The 15,839-nt window shown below is 65.1% G+C and carries 16 protein-coding genes and 1 pseudogene; 6 read left to right on the top strand and 11 right to left on the bottom strand.

What is annotated here, in order from left to right:
• Positions 1–54: 54 nt before the first annotated feature.
• From R4P57_RS08765 to R4P57_RS08750, 4 genes and pseudogenes are all read left to right on the top strand, one after another.
• The gene (locus tag R4P57_RS08765) at positions 55–963 is read left to right on the top strand and encodes an NAD(P)/FAD-dependent oxidoreductase (RefSeq protein WP_317802463.1); all 909 of its coding nucleotides are present in this window, start codon (positions 55–57) and stop codon (positions 961–963) included.
• A 116-nt stretch (positions 964–1,079) separates the two neighbouring features.
• Entirely contained in the window at positions 1,080–2,369 is a 1,290-nt protein-coding gene (locus R4P57_RS08760) for an HNH endonuclease signature motif containing protein (protein ID WP_317802462.1), read from the top strand.
• A gap of 25 nt (positions 2,370–2,394) precedes the next feature.
• Positions 2,395–4,854, top strand: a complete 2,460-nt coding sequence (gene pepN, locus R4P57_RS08755; protein ID WP_317802461.1) for an aminopeptidase N — start codon at positions 2,395–2,397, stop codon at positions 4,852–4,854.
• A gap of 5 nt (positions 4,855–4,859) precedes the next feature.
• Positions 4,860–5,172: pseudogene (locus R4P57_RS08750) on the top strand (hypothetical protein).
• Positions 5,173–5,178: 6 nt separating this feature from the next.
• Here the strand turns inward: R4P57_RS08750 and R4P57_RS08745 are convergent.
• Both R4P57_RS08745 and R4P57_RS08740 read right to left on the bottom strand, forming a co-directional pair.
• Positions 5,179–6,261, bottom strand: coding sequence for a PLP-dependent cysteine synthase family protein (locus tag R4P57_RS08745; protein WP_317802460.1), 1,083 nt, complete (start codon positions 6,259–6,261; stop codon positions 5,179–5,181).
• Complete coding sequence (locus R4P57_RS08740; RefSeq protein WP_317802459.1) at positions 6,258–6,611, bottom strand: DUF4229 domain-containing protein; 354 nt, start codon at positions 6,609–6,611, stop codon at positions 6,258–6,260. Before R4P57_RS08740 ends, R4P57_RS08745 begins: the two co-directional genes overlap by 4 nt.
• Before the next feature lie 198 nt (positions 6,612–6,809).
• On the opposite strand from R4P57_RS08740, the gene R4P57_RS08735 reads away from it, so the two are divergent.
• Entirely contained in the window at positions 6,810–7,025 is a 216-nt protein-coding gene (locus tag R4P57_RS08735; protein WP_037187021.1) for a BldC family transcriptional regulator, read from the top strand.
• Between the two features lie 135 nt (positions 7,026–7,160).
• Complete coding sequence (locus R4P57_RS08730) at positions 7,161–7,358, top strand: hypothetical protein (protein WP_032393904.1); 198 nt, start codon at positions 7,161–7,163, stop codon at positions 7,356–7,358.
• Positions 7,359–7,371: 13 nt separating this feature from the next.
• Here the strand turns inward: R4P57_RS08730 and R4P57_RS08725 are convergent, their stop codons facing one another.
• From R4P57_RS08725 to R4P57_RS08685, 9 genes are all read right to left on the bottom strand, one after another.
• On the bottom strand, positions 7,372–8,385 hold the full coding sequence (locus R4P57_RS08725; protein WP_411742343.1) for a MinD/ParA family protein: 1,014 nt from the start codon (positions 8,383–8,385) through the stop codon (positions 7,372–7,374).
• An 894-nt stretch (positions 8,386–9,279) separates the two neighbouring features.
• Positions 9,280–10,245: a c-type cytochrome biogenesis protein CcsB gene (ccsB, locus tag R4P57_RS08720; RefSeq protein ID WP_317802458.1), complete on the bottom strand. Its 966-nt coding sequence runs from the start codon at positions 10,243–10,245 to the stop codon at positions 9,280–9,282.
• Between the two features lie 3 nt (positions 10,246–10,248).
• Positions 10,249–11,862 (bottom strand): cytochrome c biogenesis protein ResB, encoded by a 1,614-nt coding sequence (locus tag R4P57_RS08715; RefSeq protein WP_317802457.1) that lies wholly within the window; start codon positions 11,860–11,862, stop codon positions 10,249–10,251.
• Positions 11,859–12,680, bottom strand: a complete 822-nt coding sequence (locus R4P57_RS08710; RefSeq protein ID WP_317802456.1) for a cytochrome c biogenesis CcdA family protein — start codon at positions 12,678–12,680, stop codon at positions 11,859–11,861. The genes R4P57_RS08715 and R4P57_RS08710 overlap by 4 nt, the downstream gene beginning before the upstream one ends.
• Entirely contained in the window at positions 12,677–13,273 is a 597-nt protein-coding gene (locus R4P57_RS08705) for a TlpA disulfide reductase family protein (RefSeq protein ID WP_317802455.1), read from the bottom strand. Before R4P57_RS08705 ends, R4P57_RS08710 begins: the two co-directional genes overlap by 4 nt.
• Positions 13,266–13,928 carry a histidine phosphatase family protein gene (locus R4P57_RS08700; RefSeq protein WP_317802454.1) on the bottom strand — a complete coding sequence of 221 codons (663 nt, stop codon included), beginning with the start codon at positions 13,926–13,928 and terminating at the stop codon, positions 13,266–13,268. The genes R4P57_RS08705 and R4P57_RS08700 overlap by 8 nt, the downstream gene beginning before the upstream one ends.
• Positions 13,929–13,963: 35 nt before the next feature.
• Positions 13,964–15,283 carry a glutamate-1-semialdehyde 2,1-aminomutase gene (hemL, locus tag R4P57_RS08695; RefSeq protein ID WP_317802453.1) on the bottom strand — a complete coding sequence of 440 codons (1,320 nt, stop codon included), beginning with the start codon at positions 15,281–15,283 and terminating at the stop codon, positions 13,964–13,966.
• Positions 15,284–15,352: 69 nt separating this feature from the next.
• The gene (locus R4P57_RS08690; protein ID WP_317802452.1) at positions 15,353–15,619 is read right to left on the bottom strand and encodes a hypothetical protein; all 267 of its coding nucleotides are present in this window, start codon (positions 15,617–15,619) and stop codon (positions 15,353–15,355) included.
• 21 nt (positions 15,620–15,640) lie between these two features.
• Positions 15,641–15,787: a DUF1707 domain-containing protein gene (locus tag R4P57_RS08685; protein ID WP_317802450.1), complete on the bottom strand. Its 147-nt coding sequence runs from the start codon at positions 15,785–15,787 to the stop codon at positions 15,641–15,643.
• Between the last annotated feature and the right edge of the window lie 52 nt (positions 15,788–15,839).

Genomic DNA, 15,839 nt, shown 5'->3' with positions numbered 1-15,839 from the left:
TCTGCTACGTTCGCAGCCTAGTCCATCGCATCGACCCGTTCCCGAGGAGGCATCTTGACGTACGACACAGTGGTGATAGGCGGCGGCCACGCCGGACTCAGTGCCGCAACACTGTTGGCTCGCGCACGGAGACGGGTGATCCTGGTCGACGCCGGGCGTCCACGCAATGCGCCTGCCGATCATGTTCACGGCTTTCTGTCGCGCGATGGCGCATCGCCGCACGAACTACGCGAGGTCGGCCGCGACGAGGTCATCCGATACGGCGGCGAGATTGTGCAGGGCAGCGTTACTCGCATCGAGGACGGTTTCGCAGTGCACCTCGAGAGTGGATCGGTCCTGGATTCGAGGTCGATGTTGGTGGCCACAGGTCTCCGCGACGAACTGCCCGACATTGCGGGCGTACGCGAGCACTGGGGCTCAGGGGTCTTGCATTGCCCGTATTGCCACGGCTACGAGGTGCAAGACCAACCCATTGCCGTGATCGGCGGCTCGAATCGACCGTTCACCGTCCATCAGGCCTCGCTGATTCGCCAATGGTCGTCGGACGTCATCTTCTTCACCAACGGGATCGAACTGACCGAAGACGAACGGATCGGACTCGACGCCCGATCCGTCGGAATCGTGGACGTCCCCGTCTCTCGGCTCGTCACGGAAGACGGCATCGTCGCCGGCGTCGAACTCACCGACGGCAGCGTCGTTCCCAGAGCTGTCGTCTTCGTCGGCCCGACATTCGTCCCCAACGACGGTCTGCTCACCCGGATCGGTTGCGCGCGACTGGAGAACGGATGGGTGGCAACCGACCCGACCGGCCGCACCAGCGTGGACGGCCTGTGGGCAGCGGGCAACGTCTCGGATTCGCCGGCACAGTTGATCAATTCGGCGGCAGCAGGCTCTCGGGCTGCGATCGACATCAATCATCACCTGCTGGCTCTCGATGTCGCCGTGGCTGTTCGCTCACGCTGAGTGTCTCGGAATCAGAACTTGTCGGAGGCCGGTTCTACACTTCTCGGCAACGGGTCGAATGCGTGTTCGACCATTAGTCGCTGGGGGGTGACATGGGGTTACGCGAGTCGACGTGGATGGCTGACGATCACTCTGCACTCGCCGACGTTCTCGGTGCGCGCCGGACGAGCAACGCCGCTGCCGCATCGGAACTGGCGCTCATGGACGACTACGTTCACGGCCGAACGGCATGCGCCTCGCCGTGGGACACAGGAGTGACCGAAAAGGATCTCTACAGCTCGGCGATCTGCGAGCTGGCTGCGGCAATGTCGTCCACCTTCGCCGCCATTCACAACAAGCTTCAGATGTGGCGGCAGCTGCGTCCCCTCGTACGGAGCAGTTTCATCAACGGCTCACTCGACAAAGATCGGGTCAAAACGATCCACGACCATCTGCTTCATGCGCGTCCGGAAACAGTCGTCGCCATCGAAGCCGAGGTTCTCAAAGCTGCCGGAGAAATGGCGCCGGGCACCCTGGGGCGCGAGATCGACCGACTGCTCATCGAGGCCGATGCCGAGTGGGACCGCGCAGTACGCAAGCGTGCCGCGCGCACGGAGAAGCGCATCCGGGTTCGTCGACGAGCACGAGGGCTGTCGAGCCTCACCACGGTGATGACCGACGGCGAAGCAGACGAACAGCTTTCGCGAATCGATGCCGAAGTCACCCGCTTGCACCCCGAGGATCCACGTTCGGACGATCAACGACGGGGCGACGCACAGACAGCACTGATGCGTGGCGAGACACTGGTGTGCGAGTGCTCGACGTGCCTGACCTCCCGCGGTGACGTCGCGATTCCCGAGACCGCGGAGCCGCAGCCACCCGGCGCGACCGAGACTTCCACCGCGAGTTCGGAATCCGCGCCGCAGGGGCCGGTGCGGCCGATCAGGCAACTGCCACCGGACGCAACACCACCCGAGGACACCGCGCCACCCGACGACGCACCGCGATCGAGACCGGGAGGAGGGACGCTGATCGAGCGTTGGCGGACCATCGTCGAGAGCAATCCCCTCGCCGTGCACGCGCTCCACCCGGACGGACACGGAGGCATGACGGTTCCGCCCCCGGGGGCACTGTCGTACAAGCCGAGTAGGGCACTCGCGACGCAGATTCGCGCCGACCATCCGTACTGCCTGCATCCTGGATGCGACGTGCCTTCGGACCGGTGCGACCTCGACCACATCGTCGAGTTCGATCGGCAGAATCCGGAGCGAGGGGGCTGGACGATCCCGACGAACATCGGCCCGCGCTGCCGACTCCACCACAACCTCAAAACGCGCAAACTCTGGCGCACCGAACTACTACCGGAAGGGGTGCTGCACATCGTCGACCCACTCGGACGCCACTACTTCACTGCGCCGACCCTGTGAAAACGAATCGCATAGGGTTGGTTCGGTGAGCACCGCGAATCTGACCCGGACCGAGACTCGCAGGCGATCGCGCCACATCGGCGGGGTGAACTATCGCGTTCACCTGGATCTTCTGCGCGCAAAGGACGCGGATCTCGACACCTTCGAGACCGTGACAACCATCGAATTCGACGCGACCACGGCTGCGACATGGGTGGATTTCATCGGTGCAGCAGTCGACGAAGTCACCGTCAACGGCATCGACGCGGCGGTCGATTACGACGGCTCACGGATTCAACTCGTCGGGCTCGCCGAGCACAACATCGTCCGCATTCGCGCGCGGGGACGGTACAGCCGGTCGGGTGAGGGACTGCATCGGTTCGTCGATCCCGTCGACCACAACGTCTATCTCTACACGCAGTACGAACCGGCCGATGCACGCCGGGTGTTCGCGAACTTCGAGCAACCGGACCTCAAAGCCCCGTTCACCCTGACGGTCACGGCTCCACCGACGTGGACCGTGCTGTCGAACCGTGAGGGAGTCACCGCCGACACGGTCACCACCTTCGCGCCGACCCTGCCGATATCGACCTACATCACCGCAGTTGCGGCCGGTCCGTATCATCGCGTCCAATCGTCCTGGACGCGAGGCGAACTCACCGTCCCCCTCGGCGCGTACTGCCGGGCGTCGCTCTCCGAATACTTCGATGCCGAGGACATCTTCGAGATCACGAAGCGGGGCCTGGACTTCTTTCACGACAAGTTCGACTACCCGTACCCGTTCGGAAAGTACGACCAGATCTTCGTGCCCGAATACAACCTCGGCGCGATGGAGAATCCCGGCCTCGTCACGTTCACCGAATCGTATGTATTCCGTTCTGCGGCAACCGAAGCCCAGTACGAGGCCCGCGCCAACACGATTCTGCACGAGATGGCGCACATGTGGTTCGGCGACCTCGTCACGATGCAGTGGTGGGATGACCTGTGGCTCAAGGAATCCTTCGCGGACTTCATGGGTGCGTTTGCGTCGGCCGAGGCGACCCGATTCACCGATGCCTGGGTCAGCTTCGCCAATCGACGAAAAGCGTGGGCGTACCTGCAGGACCAGCTCCCGACCACGCACCCGATCGTCGCCGACATCACCGACCTCGAGGCCGCCAAGCTCAACTTCGACGGCATCACCTACGCCAAGGGGGCGAGCGTCCTCAAGCAACTCGGGGCGTTCGTGGGTGCAGATGCCTTCTTCGCAGCGTCCCGCAACTACTTCCGCACCCATGCTTTCGGGAACACCACACTGACGGATCTGCTGAGCGAGATGTCCACTGCGAGCGGACGCGAACTCGACACCTGGGCTGCAGCATGGCTGCAGACCACCGGCGTCTCCACGCTCAGCTACACCGGCGATGCCGTCGAGCAGACAGATCCGCGGCCTCACCGAATTGCCGTCGGGCTCTACGATCTCGACGAGGCGGGGAATCTGACGAGAACCCACCGCCGAGAACTCGACATCACCGATGCTCGAACGCCGGTCGACTTTCCCGATGCCGCGCTGGTACTGCTCAACGACGACGACCTGACGTATGCCAAGATCCGATTCGACGAGCGCTCGACTACCACCGTGCGGAACCACCTCGATCGCATCGTCGATCCCCTCGCCCGGGGCCTGGTGTGGTCAGCGCTGTGGAACTCCACCCGCGACGCCGAGATGACTGCCCTCGAATACACCGACATCGCAACCAGATTCGCACCCCACGAGCCCAAGATCGGCCTACTGTCAGCGGTCACAGCCAATGTGGCGTACGCCCTCGAGCACTACCTCCCGGAGGACCGACGGGGCGAACCAACCCGGCAGTGGCTCGAGGCGTCGTGGACGCAACTGCACGCGAGCGAGCCAGGGAGCGATACCCAGCTGGTGTGGGCGCGTGCCACCGCGGCCGCGGCCCAACTCGACGGTTCCCGCGCAGCCGACCTGCGCGCACTTCTCGACGGCGCGGCGACGGTGCCAGGTCTACGTCTCGATCCCGATCAGCGCTGGTCGTTCTGGCTGGCCCTGGCCGCAACCGGGAACGCGACCTCGGCCGAGCTCGACGCCGAGCTGGCCTCCGACGACACGTCGTCGGGACGTACCTCACATACCGCGGCGTCGACGGCGATACCCGATGCCGAGGTGAAGGCGAGGGCGTGGACGGCCATCACCGAGCGCGACGACGCGTCCAACGATGTTCTCGACGCCTTCATCACCGGCTTCGGGGCCGGGCACCGACCGGACCTGACGCAGCCTTACGACAATCTGTACTTCGAGTCCATCTCTTCGTTGTGGACCTCGCGCAGCATCGAGATCGCCAGGCGAATCGTCGTCCGCCTGTTCCCGCAGCAGTCGTCGACTGAGGCCGCGGACAGCTGGCTCGTCGAGCACGAGTGGGCACCGGCTGCCCTGCGGCGCTTGGTGATCGAGCAACGTGACCACCTGGCGAGGAGCCTGCGGGCGCAGGCGCGATTAGGGTGATGATCATGCCCACCAACGACACTCGTCGCTCGCTTGCCACGTCCGCGCTCGCTGCCGGCGGTCTGCTCGGCGGCTTCGTCGTTGCCCGGCAGTCAACGCAATCGCCAGCTCGGCGGAGCGGTGCTCGCAGCCGCCGGGGTGGCATGCACGACCCGCTGGCAGAAATCCTCGGGTTCGGTCCGTGCCGGGGCCTTGCTCGGGACCTATCTCGTCGCGTTCGGTGCCTCGCACGCGCTGGCCAAGAAGATCGGTGCCTGGCCGGCGGTCGCTGCGGTGTCCGCTGCAACTGCAGCGGCATCGATGGCGGTGAGCAAGTAAGCCGCTTCAGAGCACCCCGGTACGAATGAACTGTTCCAGCGCTGCGGTCGGTTCGTCGAGATCCATTCCCTGGTTCGAGACCCAGGTGTCGTCGAAGTAGGTCTGCGAATACCGATCTCCGCCGTCGCACAGCAGTGTCACCACGCTCCCTATGCGGCCTGCGGCGATCATTTCCGCGATCAATCCGAAGGCACCCCAGATGTTGGTGCCCGTCGATCCGCCCACTCGTTTGCCGAGTGCGTCCGAGGTGAACCGTGCGGCGGCCACGGAGGCGGCGTCGGGCACTGCGATCATTCGATCGATCACCTGGCCGACGAACGAGGGTTCCACGCGCGGTCGGCCGATGCCCTCGATCCGGGACGACAGTCCTGTCTCGTAGCCCGCGTCTCCGGACTCGTAGCCGCCGATGAACGCTGAATTCTCGGGGTCCACCACTGCCAATTGTGTTGCGTGCCTGCGATATCGGATGTAGCGGCCAATGGTGGCGCTGGTTCCGCCGGTCCCCGCACCGACGACCACCCAGTCGGGAATGGGGCATTCCTCCAGCCGTAGTTGGTCGAAGATGGACTCGGCGATGTTGTTGTTTCCGCGCCAGTCGGTGGCTCGTTCAGCGTGCGTGAACTGGTCCATGTAGTGACTGTCGGGCTCGGCCGCGAGTCGATGCGCTTCGGTGTACATCTCGCCGGGCTGATCGACGAAGTGACACCTCCCGCCGTGGGACTCGATGAGTGCGACCTTGGCCGGGCTGGTGCTCCGTGGCATCACGGCGACGAATTTCAGTCCGAGTAGTCCGGCGAAATACGCTTCACTGACTGCGGTGGAGCCCGACGAGGCCTCGATCACCGTGGTGCGTTCGGTGACCCAGCCGTTGCAGATTGCGTACAGAAAGAGCGACCGAGCCAGCCGATGCTTCAGGCTGCCGGTGATGTGCGTCGACTCGTCTTTGAGGTACAGCGAGATTCCCCAGGCTGCGGGCAGCGGGTATCGCAACAAGTGCGTGTCGGCGCTGCGCTGGGAATCGGCCTCGATCAACCGGACCGCATTGTCGACCCATGCCCGTGATCCCGAGTGATCGACCGACCTGGTCATTTCTTTCCGTCTTCACCGCGCAGCTTCGACTGCAGGTCCGCGCGGGCGGTACGCCTGTCCTCGTCGACAGCTGCGATGGACTCGTTGACGCGGATGCGCATGTTCTTGAACAGCAGCAGTGACAGCGGTAGCGAGATCAGCACCGAGAAAATCGCGGCCACGAGTACCGGGACCTCGACGCCGAAGAGTAAACCGACGCCGACGATGACGGCCGCGATCAGGATGACGAGCGCCAGTCGCGCGAAGGTGTAGACACCGAGGTTGACGGCGAGGGACTTCTTCGCCGACCTATCTGGCGCGGCATTGTCGCTGGTGGGATCGTTGTTCTCGGCATTCGTCGCGTCGCTCACGGGTCCCAATCTACCGGGCTCGGCAGGCACTCCAACCCACCCCCGCCATGACCGATTTGTCCATTACCTCCCCTTTACCAACCTTGTATCAGTCGAGTACCTAGGGGTTCGAGTGCAACCATGGGGGTCGAACGCAGCAGACCGATATCTCCGGTTCGGCGCATATGCGCCGAACCGCATCGTAGGAGGACACGACAGATGAGCGCACCCACATTTCACAAGGCGCAGGACTCACTTCTCACACCGGGTCAGGTAGCCGCGCTTTTTCACGTCGACCCCAAGACAGTGACACGCTGGGCACACGCCGGCCGCCTCGGATCGCTCCGCACTCCGGGCGGGCACCGTCGATTCCGCGAGACCGAGGTCATGCAGTTGCTGACCTCTCTGACGACAGAAGCCGGCGCACACCACTGATTCGCGATCCCGAAGAGCGATCCACCCGCGGTAAATGCACCCGTACGAACTCATCGAACATTCTCAGGAATCTTCCACGCTCGACGGGTGCGGAGGTGGTTGCATCACGGCTACCCTCGCAGTAGGAGGTGCGTCGTGATTTATCTATTGGCGTTGATCGGTTTGGTGGCAGTGATCGTGCTGTTCTGGAAGGCATTCGGACCCAGCACGCAGGCTCCACCCACCCGCACTGTGGGACCCGATGACGATCCCGATTTTCTGTGGCGAATCAATCGTGAAGCTCGCCGCGGAGGGAAAGACGGGACCGAGGCCGGCACCGAACCCAGCGAATAGGGTCCGGTAGCTCTCAGTTGCGGTGGGCACCGGCGGTCGCGTCAGGGAATCCTGCCGCTACCGCCGCCGCGACTTCCAACAGTGCCTTTCGCGTGCGTCCACGAAGACGATCGAGTTCGATTTCCGCCCCCTCCTCGAGATGCGGGTCGAACGGGATCGTCCGCACCCGAGCGCACCGCTGCTCGAAGTGTTCGACAACTTTCTGCAGGTCGACTTTTCCGGCTCTCGGCCGAACCCCGTTGACCACCGCAACCGATGTGGCGACCAGCTCGCGGTAGCCGTGCGCATCGAGCCAATCCAAGGTTGCCGACGCGCTCCGCACGCCATCCACCGAGCCCGAGCTGACCACCACCAGAGTGTCGGCTCCCTTGAGAATGCTTTCCATGGCCGAGTGCATCAGACCGGTGCCGCAGTCCGTGATCACGATGCTGTAGAACTTCTCCAACAGCGACAGCGCGCGGTCGTAATCCTCACCGCTGAATGCCTCCGAGGCCGCCGGATCCGAATCGGATGCCAACACCTCCAGTCGATGCACATTCTGCGACGTGTAGGCCCTGACGTCGCTGTAGCGATCCAGAGACTGCATGTCGCGCAACAGATTACGAACGGTGGCGGTTGTCTCGGGCGGCACCTTCTGCCCCAGCGTTCCACGATCGGGGTTGGCATCGATCGCGATTACCCGATCACCTCGAATCTCGGCGAACGTCGAGCCGAGCGTGGCCGTCGTCGTGGTCTTGCCGACACCCCCCTTCAGCGACAGCACTGCGACGCGATGGCACCCGACGAGAGGCCGATCCACCTGCGCGGTCAAAGCCAGACGTCGCTGCTGGGCGGCACTGTTACCGACATCCACACGACCGCCCGACATCAGATACAGCGCCCGACGCCACCCTGCCACCGGCGGCGCATTCCCTGATCGGACCAGCAACGAACTGCCGAGATCGAGCGAGGACACCGGCTGCGGGACCGGCTGCTCACCCGACCGACTCGGGTCCACGGCCGGTACCGCTCCCGGCGCAAACACCAGCGCGTCGCCCGGGCCTTGCGGAAGCTGCTGAGGCTGACTCGGATGCTGCTGATTCTGATGCGGCTGATTCTGATGCTGCGGCCCGGGCCACTGACCGGGCTGAGGCCCCCATTGATTCTGGGCATTCCACTGATTCTGGGGATTCCATTGGCCCTCCGGCGCCAACTGCCCATGCGGGCCACCTTGGTTCTGCGGAGCCCAGTGGTTCTGCGGCCCAGCTTGATTCTGCGGCCCACCGAGATTCTGCGGAGCCCAGTGGTTCTGAGGCGGGGGCGGTCCCGACGCGACGGGCGGGCTCGGGATCGGCCTCGCTTCGGGCGGCGCGTGTGAAGGAGTTGGTTTCACAGTCGACGCCACGGGTGTCTTCGGCGGTTCGACGGATGTCGTCGGAGTTGCCGTTGTGGTCTTGTCCACCTCGGCCGGGGTCGCAGCGACCACGGCATCGTTGCCTTCACCTCCTACAGGTCCAGACCCGTCCCCCCGTTGGGCAGCGCGCGGTGCAGGAACCGGCGGTGGTGTGGGCGCGGCCTCTGGCTTCGCCGCGGGCGGGTTGTCCATGCTTTCGGGCGGCATGGTGATGGGGGTCGATCGGAAGGGCTCCCGCGGCTGTGCGGGTGTGGCCTCCGTCGCCGCTGCGACAACGACCGGCTCGGATCCCGTGGGCGGAGCTACGTGTTCTTCCGGCACGTCGTCGTCCAGTGGCCGGACGGGTTGCCAGTTGTTCTCGTGCCGATCGGCCATGACCGATTCCCCCCAGTTCGCGTCCCACATCGAAGATCCGAGCTCGGATGTGTCCCCCATCGAGCCGGATCGGACGCTACCAGCTGGAAGGCAGGAGTGGAGCCTGCGGAACGACCCGAAGATCCAGCGTGGAGCTTGTGGAAGGACCGAAGATCAGTTCAGTCCCGCGTAGCTGTGCAGTCCCGAGACCACCATGTTGATGATGAAGAGGTTGAAGAGCATGGCGGTGAATCCGGCGATGTTGATCCAGGCTGCGCGGGTGTTGCGCCAGCCGGAGGTGGCGCGAGCGTGCAGGTAGGCGGCGTAGATGATCCAGGTGATGAACGACATCGTCTCTTTGGGGTCCCAGCCCCAGAAACGTCCCCATGCGGCTTCGGCCCAGATTGCGCCGAGGATGACGCCTGCTCCGAAGAGCGGGAAGGCGACGATGGTCGTCTTGTAGGCGAGTCGGTCGAGGGCTTGGGCGTCGGGCAGCTTGGAGGCGAATTTGCCCCAGAACCCAACGCTTTCCTCTCCCAGGGGCTGCTTGATGCGCAGCAGGAACAGCAGGGAGGCGACGCCGGATACCAGCAGGATGCCGCTTCCGACGCTGACGATGCTGACGTGGATGGGCAGCCAGTACGAGCGCAGCGCGGGGACTACCGGTGCGGCGTCGGCGTAGAGCTTGGTGGCGGCGAAGAACATCAGCACGATGATCGGTGCGAGGACGAACACGAGCATCGGGCGCATCGTCTTCTTGCGCAGCACGATCACCGAGGTGAGGGCAGCAGCTGCCGTGGCCATGGTGACGAACTCGTACATGTTGCCGAGCGGGAAGCGGTGGGTGGCGAAGCCGCGGAGCACCACCGAGGCGATGTGCAGTGCGAGGGCCGGGGCGAGCAACGCGAAGCCCATGCCTGCGAGTCGATCGGAGAGCGGTCGCTTCGGGGCTTCGGCGACACGTCCGGGTCGGGTGTCGACGGCCGGGCCGCCGGCACCGACGAGTTCCTTCGCCTGCACGGCCGTCGCCTTGGCGGAGGCGTACTGGGCGATGAGCAGGACGAATGCGAGCACGTAGACGGTGAACGCTGATTCGAAGGACCAGTCGCTGTACTGCGAGAGGGTCTCGTTGATCGGCATCGGTCAGTTCTCCTGTTTCGAGGTGTCGCCGAGCAGGCGGGTGCACAGGCGGTCGAACTCTTCGCCCCACCCCGCCTGATCGGTGCGTGCAAGTCCGCCGAGGTCTACTACAGTACGTCGTGCCTGAGCGTCGGCGGTGAGTCGGACCCAGATTCTGCGACGCTTGATCACCAGTGAGACGAGCAGTCCGCCCATCATCGTCAGTGCGAAGACGAGCACCCAGGTCTGGGCGGGGTCGTGCGAGACCTGAAGGTTGACGAATTCCTTCGCGCCGTCGAACGTGACGACGGTGCCGTCGCTGAGGGTCGCGGATTCTCCCGGCATCAGGTTGACGCGGTCCTGTTTGACGAGGCGGCCCTGGGCGATCATTTCCTGGTCGAGCGAAAAGATGGACTGCGGCAGACCGGTGTCGAGTCCGGTGTCGCCCTTGTAGATGTCGATGGCGACGGCGGGGTCGTTCATGGCGGGGAAGCTCGACGACAGCAGGCTGCCGTGGAACGACGCCGTCGGCGCGAACAGCCCCTCGATGGCGATCTGGTTCTTGCGCCGGTCCAGTGCGTCGGGATACAAACCGCCGGGCGGGTCGACGCGCAGCACTCCGCTGGAGAGGAAGGTCGTCGCGTCCGTCGGCTGCCATTGGATGGTGTCGGTGCGGGTTTCGCCGTTCGGGAACGTCACGGTGAAGGTGGGTGCGTAGCCGTGGCCCTGCAGGTAGACGCGGTCTCCTGCGACGCGCAACGGGTGGTTGACCTGCAGTTGGTCATCGCGCCAGACGTTCTCGGTGAGGTCCTGGCCTGCCTGGTACTCGATGTTGGAGGTGAACATCTCGGCCTGGCCGGTGTCGAGGTAGTCGGCCTTGAAGTCCTTGACTCGCACGCACAGTGGTTCGAGGTCGGTGCCGTCGACGAGATTGCCTGCGCGGAACGAGTCGTAGTTGGCCGGGGTCGAGGTGCAGAAGCCGGGTCCGTCGTCGGCGATGACGATGCGGTTGCCCTCGTACCCGAGCAGCTTGCCCATGGCGATGGCGGCGAGCAGTCCGACAAGCGAGAGGTGGAAGACGAGGTTTCCGAGTTCACGGACGTAGCCCTTCTCCGCCGACAGAGTCACTGCTCCGCCGTCCTCGGTTCGCTGGGCGACGCGCCAGCCGCGCAACTGGGTGCGCACCTGTGCGACGACCTCCTCCGGCGTTCCGTCGACGTCGTAGCGGCTGTGGTGCGGCAGGCGGGACAGGTTGCGAGGAGCGCGAACCGGCTTGGTGCGCAATTGCTTCGCGTGCTCGATGCAGCGCGGCAGGATGCAGCCGATCAGCGAGATGAACAGCAGCGCGTAGATCGCGGTGAACCAGAAGCTGCCGAACACGTCGAACAGTTCGAGCTTGTCCATGATCGGGCCGAGGGTCGGGCGGTTGGCGATGTACTCGTCTACCTTGCCCGCGTTGAGGCTGCGCTGCGGCACCAGGGCACCGGGCACCGCGGCGAAGGCCAGCAGGAACAGCAGCACCAGCGCGGTTCGCATGCTGGTCAGGCCGCGCCAGGTGTTGCGGACCAGAGCCACTCCCCTACCCAGCAGCGACTGCTTGTGCGGGGCCCCGGTGCGCTCTTCGAGGTCGGCGGTCATATCGGCAACACCACATCGGAGACGAAGGCGTCGCGCACCCAGCCGACGAACTGATCCCAGGCACCGGTGACCAGTGCAATTCCTACTGCTATCAACATGATTCCGCCGAACACCTGTATCTGTCGTGCATGTGTACGTAGCCAGCCGACGCCTCGCAGCGCGCTGACCGAACCGAACGCGAGGATCACGAACGGTAAACCGAGACCGAGGCAGTACGCCACGATCAGGACGACGCCGCGCGCTGCCGTCGTGCCGTCGGTACCTGCGGCGAGTGAGATGACGCCTGCAAGCGTCGGCCCCAGGCACGGAGTCCATCCGAGTGCGAAGACGCCGCCGAGCAGCGGCGCGCCGGCCAGTGACCCGATTTGCTTCGGCTCGAAGCGCACGTCACGCTGCAGGGCTGGGATCAGTCCGACGAACACCAGGCCCATGGCGATGGTGACGACGCCGCCGATCCGCATGAGCAGTTCGCGGTTGATCGCCAGGGCCGTGATCGCTCCGAACACCGATGCGGTGGCGAGGACGAACACGACGGTGAATCCGAGGACGAACAGTCCCGCCGCTCCGGCCACGCGCAACCGGCCGCTGCGTACTTTCGTCTTGACCGAGGCCTCGTCGGCACTCACGGCCGGCGCGTCGGCTCCGACGACTCCGGCAAGGTAAGACAGGTAACCCGGTACCAGTGGAACGACGCACGGTGATGCGAAGGAGACGAGTCCGGCCAGGACGCAGGCACCGAGGGCCAGGATCAGCGGCCCGGAGGCCGTAGCTTCCTGGAAACTCGCGCCTATCCCGGCGAGATACATCGTCTCTGTCATGGCCGCACTGGCTCCTCGACTGCGACGCGTTCGACTACGGGTTGCAGGTCCTCGGCGAGCAGCTCACGCAGAAATACCGCGGCGACGCGATGCTGTCGGTCGAGCACGACGGTCGTCGGAATGACCGAGGTGGGGACGCCGCCGAGCGCGTTGAGGGTGCGCATCGGCGGGTCGTAGATCGAGGAGTAACTCACGTTGTTGCTGACGACGAAGTCCTGCGCGGCGGTCTGCGACTCGTCGCGCACGTTGATGCCGAGGAATTCGACGCCGAGGGACTTGGTGGCCTCGTAAACCTTTTCGAGGTCGTCGGCCTCACCGCGGCACGGACCGCACCACTGACCCCAGACGTTGAGAACGACGACGTCACCGTCGTAGTCCGACAGCGAGGTCGTCTTGCCCTCGGTCATCAGATCCGGCCCGGACAGTTCGCCGATGGTGCCGCGCTCGTCGGGCTCGTAGAAGATGTCGGTCTTGCCGCCGGGTGAGACGAACTGGAAGGTGCCGCCCTGCGCCACCGCGTCGGTGCCGGTCGAGCATCCGGCGACAAGAGCGATCGCAGACGCTGCACAGACGGCGAAGAAAAATCTACGCACCGGAGATCCTCGGATCGGACGCTCCCGCGGGCTCGGAGTAGACGAGGTCGACGAGCTGGTCCCCCTCGTAGACCAACGAGGTCAGTGACGCGAGACCGCACTGACGATTCCGCGGGTCGTGCCAGAGCCGGTCGCCCTGCAGGAATCGGCGCAGTGTCCACACCGGGAGCTGGTGGCTGACGCAGACGGCCTCGTGCCCGACGGCTTCGACGCGGGCCGCGTTGACGGCGGCGAGCATGCGGTGCGCGATCTGCAGGTACGGCTCACCCCAGGACGGGGTGAACGGGTCGCGCAGCTTCCACCAGTGCCGTGGTCGGCGCAGTGCACCGTCGCCGACGGCCACGCGCAGTCCCTCGAACTCGTTGCCTGCTTCGATGAGGTTCTCGTCCTCGGCGATCGTCAGGCCGTGGGCCGCTGCGATCGGCGCGGCGGTCTCCTGCGCGCGCAGCAACGGCGATGCCACGACGTGGGTGATGTCGTGGCCGGCGAGCGCGTTCGCGACCGACTTGGCCTGAGCCTGGCCGGTCACCGACAGCTTGAAGCCCGGCAACCGCCCATACAGGATGCCCTTGGGGTTGTGCACCTCGCCGTGCCGGAGGACGTGCACGATGGTGCGCGTCGTCGAGTGCGGATGTGTTGCGGGGGCCTCGGTCACGTCGGGGTCCTGTTTCTCGCTAGGTCGGGTGGGAGTCAGTTCGGTGCTGCAGCGGCTGCTGCGGCCTTGGCTGCAGCCGGAGCCGCATCGGCGATGATCTCGAAGGCTCGGTCGTCGAGGGCAGCGGAGACGAACCAGGCCTCGAATGCGCTCGGCGGCGGGTACACGCCGCGGGAGAGGAAGGCGTGGAAGAACGCCGGGTATCGCCACGTCTGCGCGGCCTTGGCCTGCGCATAATCGGTGACGGGTCCATCGGCGAAGAACACACTCACCATAGTGCCCGCGAACTGCACGTGATGGGTGACGCCTTCGGCGGTGAGGGCATCGCCGAGCAGTGTTCCGAGTCGCTGCGAGTTGGTCTGCAACTTCTCGTAGACGGCTGCGTCGGCCAGTTGCAGGCTCGTCAATCCGGCAGCGACAGCAACGGGGTTACCGCTGAGCGTCCCCGCCTGGTACACCGGTCCGGCGGGCGCGAGGTAGGCCATCACGTCCGCTCGACCGCCGAATGCGGCGGCCGGCAATCCGCCGGACATGACCTTGCCGAAGGTGTAGAGGTCGCCTGCGATTCCGTCGATGCCGTACCAACCGGAAGCACTGACGCGGAATCCCGTCATCACCTCGTCCATGATCAGCAGTGCGCCGTGCTCGGTCGCGAGGCGGCGCAGTCCCTCGTTGAAGCCGGTGACCGGCGGGATTGCTCCCATGTTGCCTGCGGCTGCCTCGGTGATGATGCACGCGATCTGGCCGGGGTTGGCCTCGAAGGCTGCGGTGACGGCGGCGAGGTCGTTGTAGGGAACGACGATGGTGTCCGACGCCTGTGCGCCGGTGACGCCGGGGGAGGTCGGCAGCCCGAGGGTGGCGAGACCGGAGCCCGCGTCGGCCAGTAGGGCGTCGACGTGGCCGTGGTAGCAGCCGGAGAACTTGACGATCTTGGTGCGGCCGGTGAAGCCGCGGGCCAGGCGCACCGCGCTCATGGTGGCCTCTGTGCCCGAATTCACAAGACGAACCTGCTCGACGGGGCCGACGCGACGCACGATTTCCTCGGCGAGTTCGATTTCGCGGAGAGTGGGTGCACCGAACGACAGACCGGTCGAGGCTGCCTTCTGGACGGCCTCGACGATGGCCGGGTGGGCGTGTCCGTGGATCATCGGACCCCAGGACGAGATGAGGTCGACGTACGACTTTCCGTCGGCGTCGGTCATCGTGTATCCGCTGGCCTGCGTGATGAAGCGGGGCGTTCCGCCGACCGACGCGAAGGCGCGTACCGGCGAGTTGACTCCGCCGGGAATGACCGCGCTCGCGCGGGCGAAGAGTTGAGCGGATACGGGGGCGTCGTCGCCGAGAGGAGCAGTCACGACTTCCAGTGTCCCAGGTTCGGCGAAATCACCAACTACAGGGCGTAATAATGCACTCGCCCGACGGCATCAGTCCTTGTCTGTTTTCTTGTCCTCGGGCATGAACACCATCGCGATCAGGATGATGCCCCAGATGCCGAGGGGCCACAGAGGCCAATAGGAGGTCGCCTCGCCGTCGGAGATCCACTGCACGGCCCAGATTCCGTTCATGACGACGGCACCGCCGAACCACCACCGCCACTCGTCCAGATACTCGCGCCACTCGCTCCTGGTGTGGGCGACGTCCATGGCCGTCGATTTCTCGACGGCCGGTAAGTCGCGAACGACCTCGGCCAAGTCACCGCCAGTCGTCGACGCCTATGCCGCGTAAAGGCGTTGTTCGTACTCGACCAACGTCAAGCGGCCCTCGCTCATCGCCAGGCCGAGTGTGTTCACGGCGACCTCACGTTCGTCGTTGCTCACGCGCAGGTCCAGCCGATTGTTCTTGTCGAGATTCTTTCCCATGCGCAGCCTCCCGGTACCCGTGTCCGTTTTGTCACCTCAACGGTTGAGTGAG

It is taken from the genome of Rhodococcus sp. IEGM 1330, from assembly GCF_033142445.1.
Lineage (GTDB): Bacteria > Actinomycetota > Actinomycetes > Mycobacteriales > Mycobacteriaceae > Rhodococcoides.
Note: the sequence above shows the minus strand (reverse complement) of the source record. Positions and strands in the feature narration are given on the sequence as shown.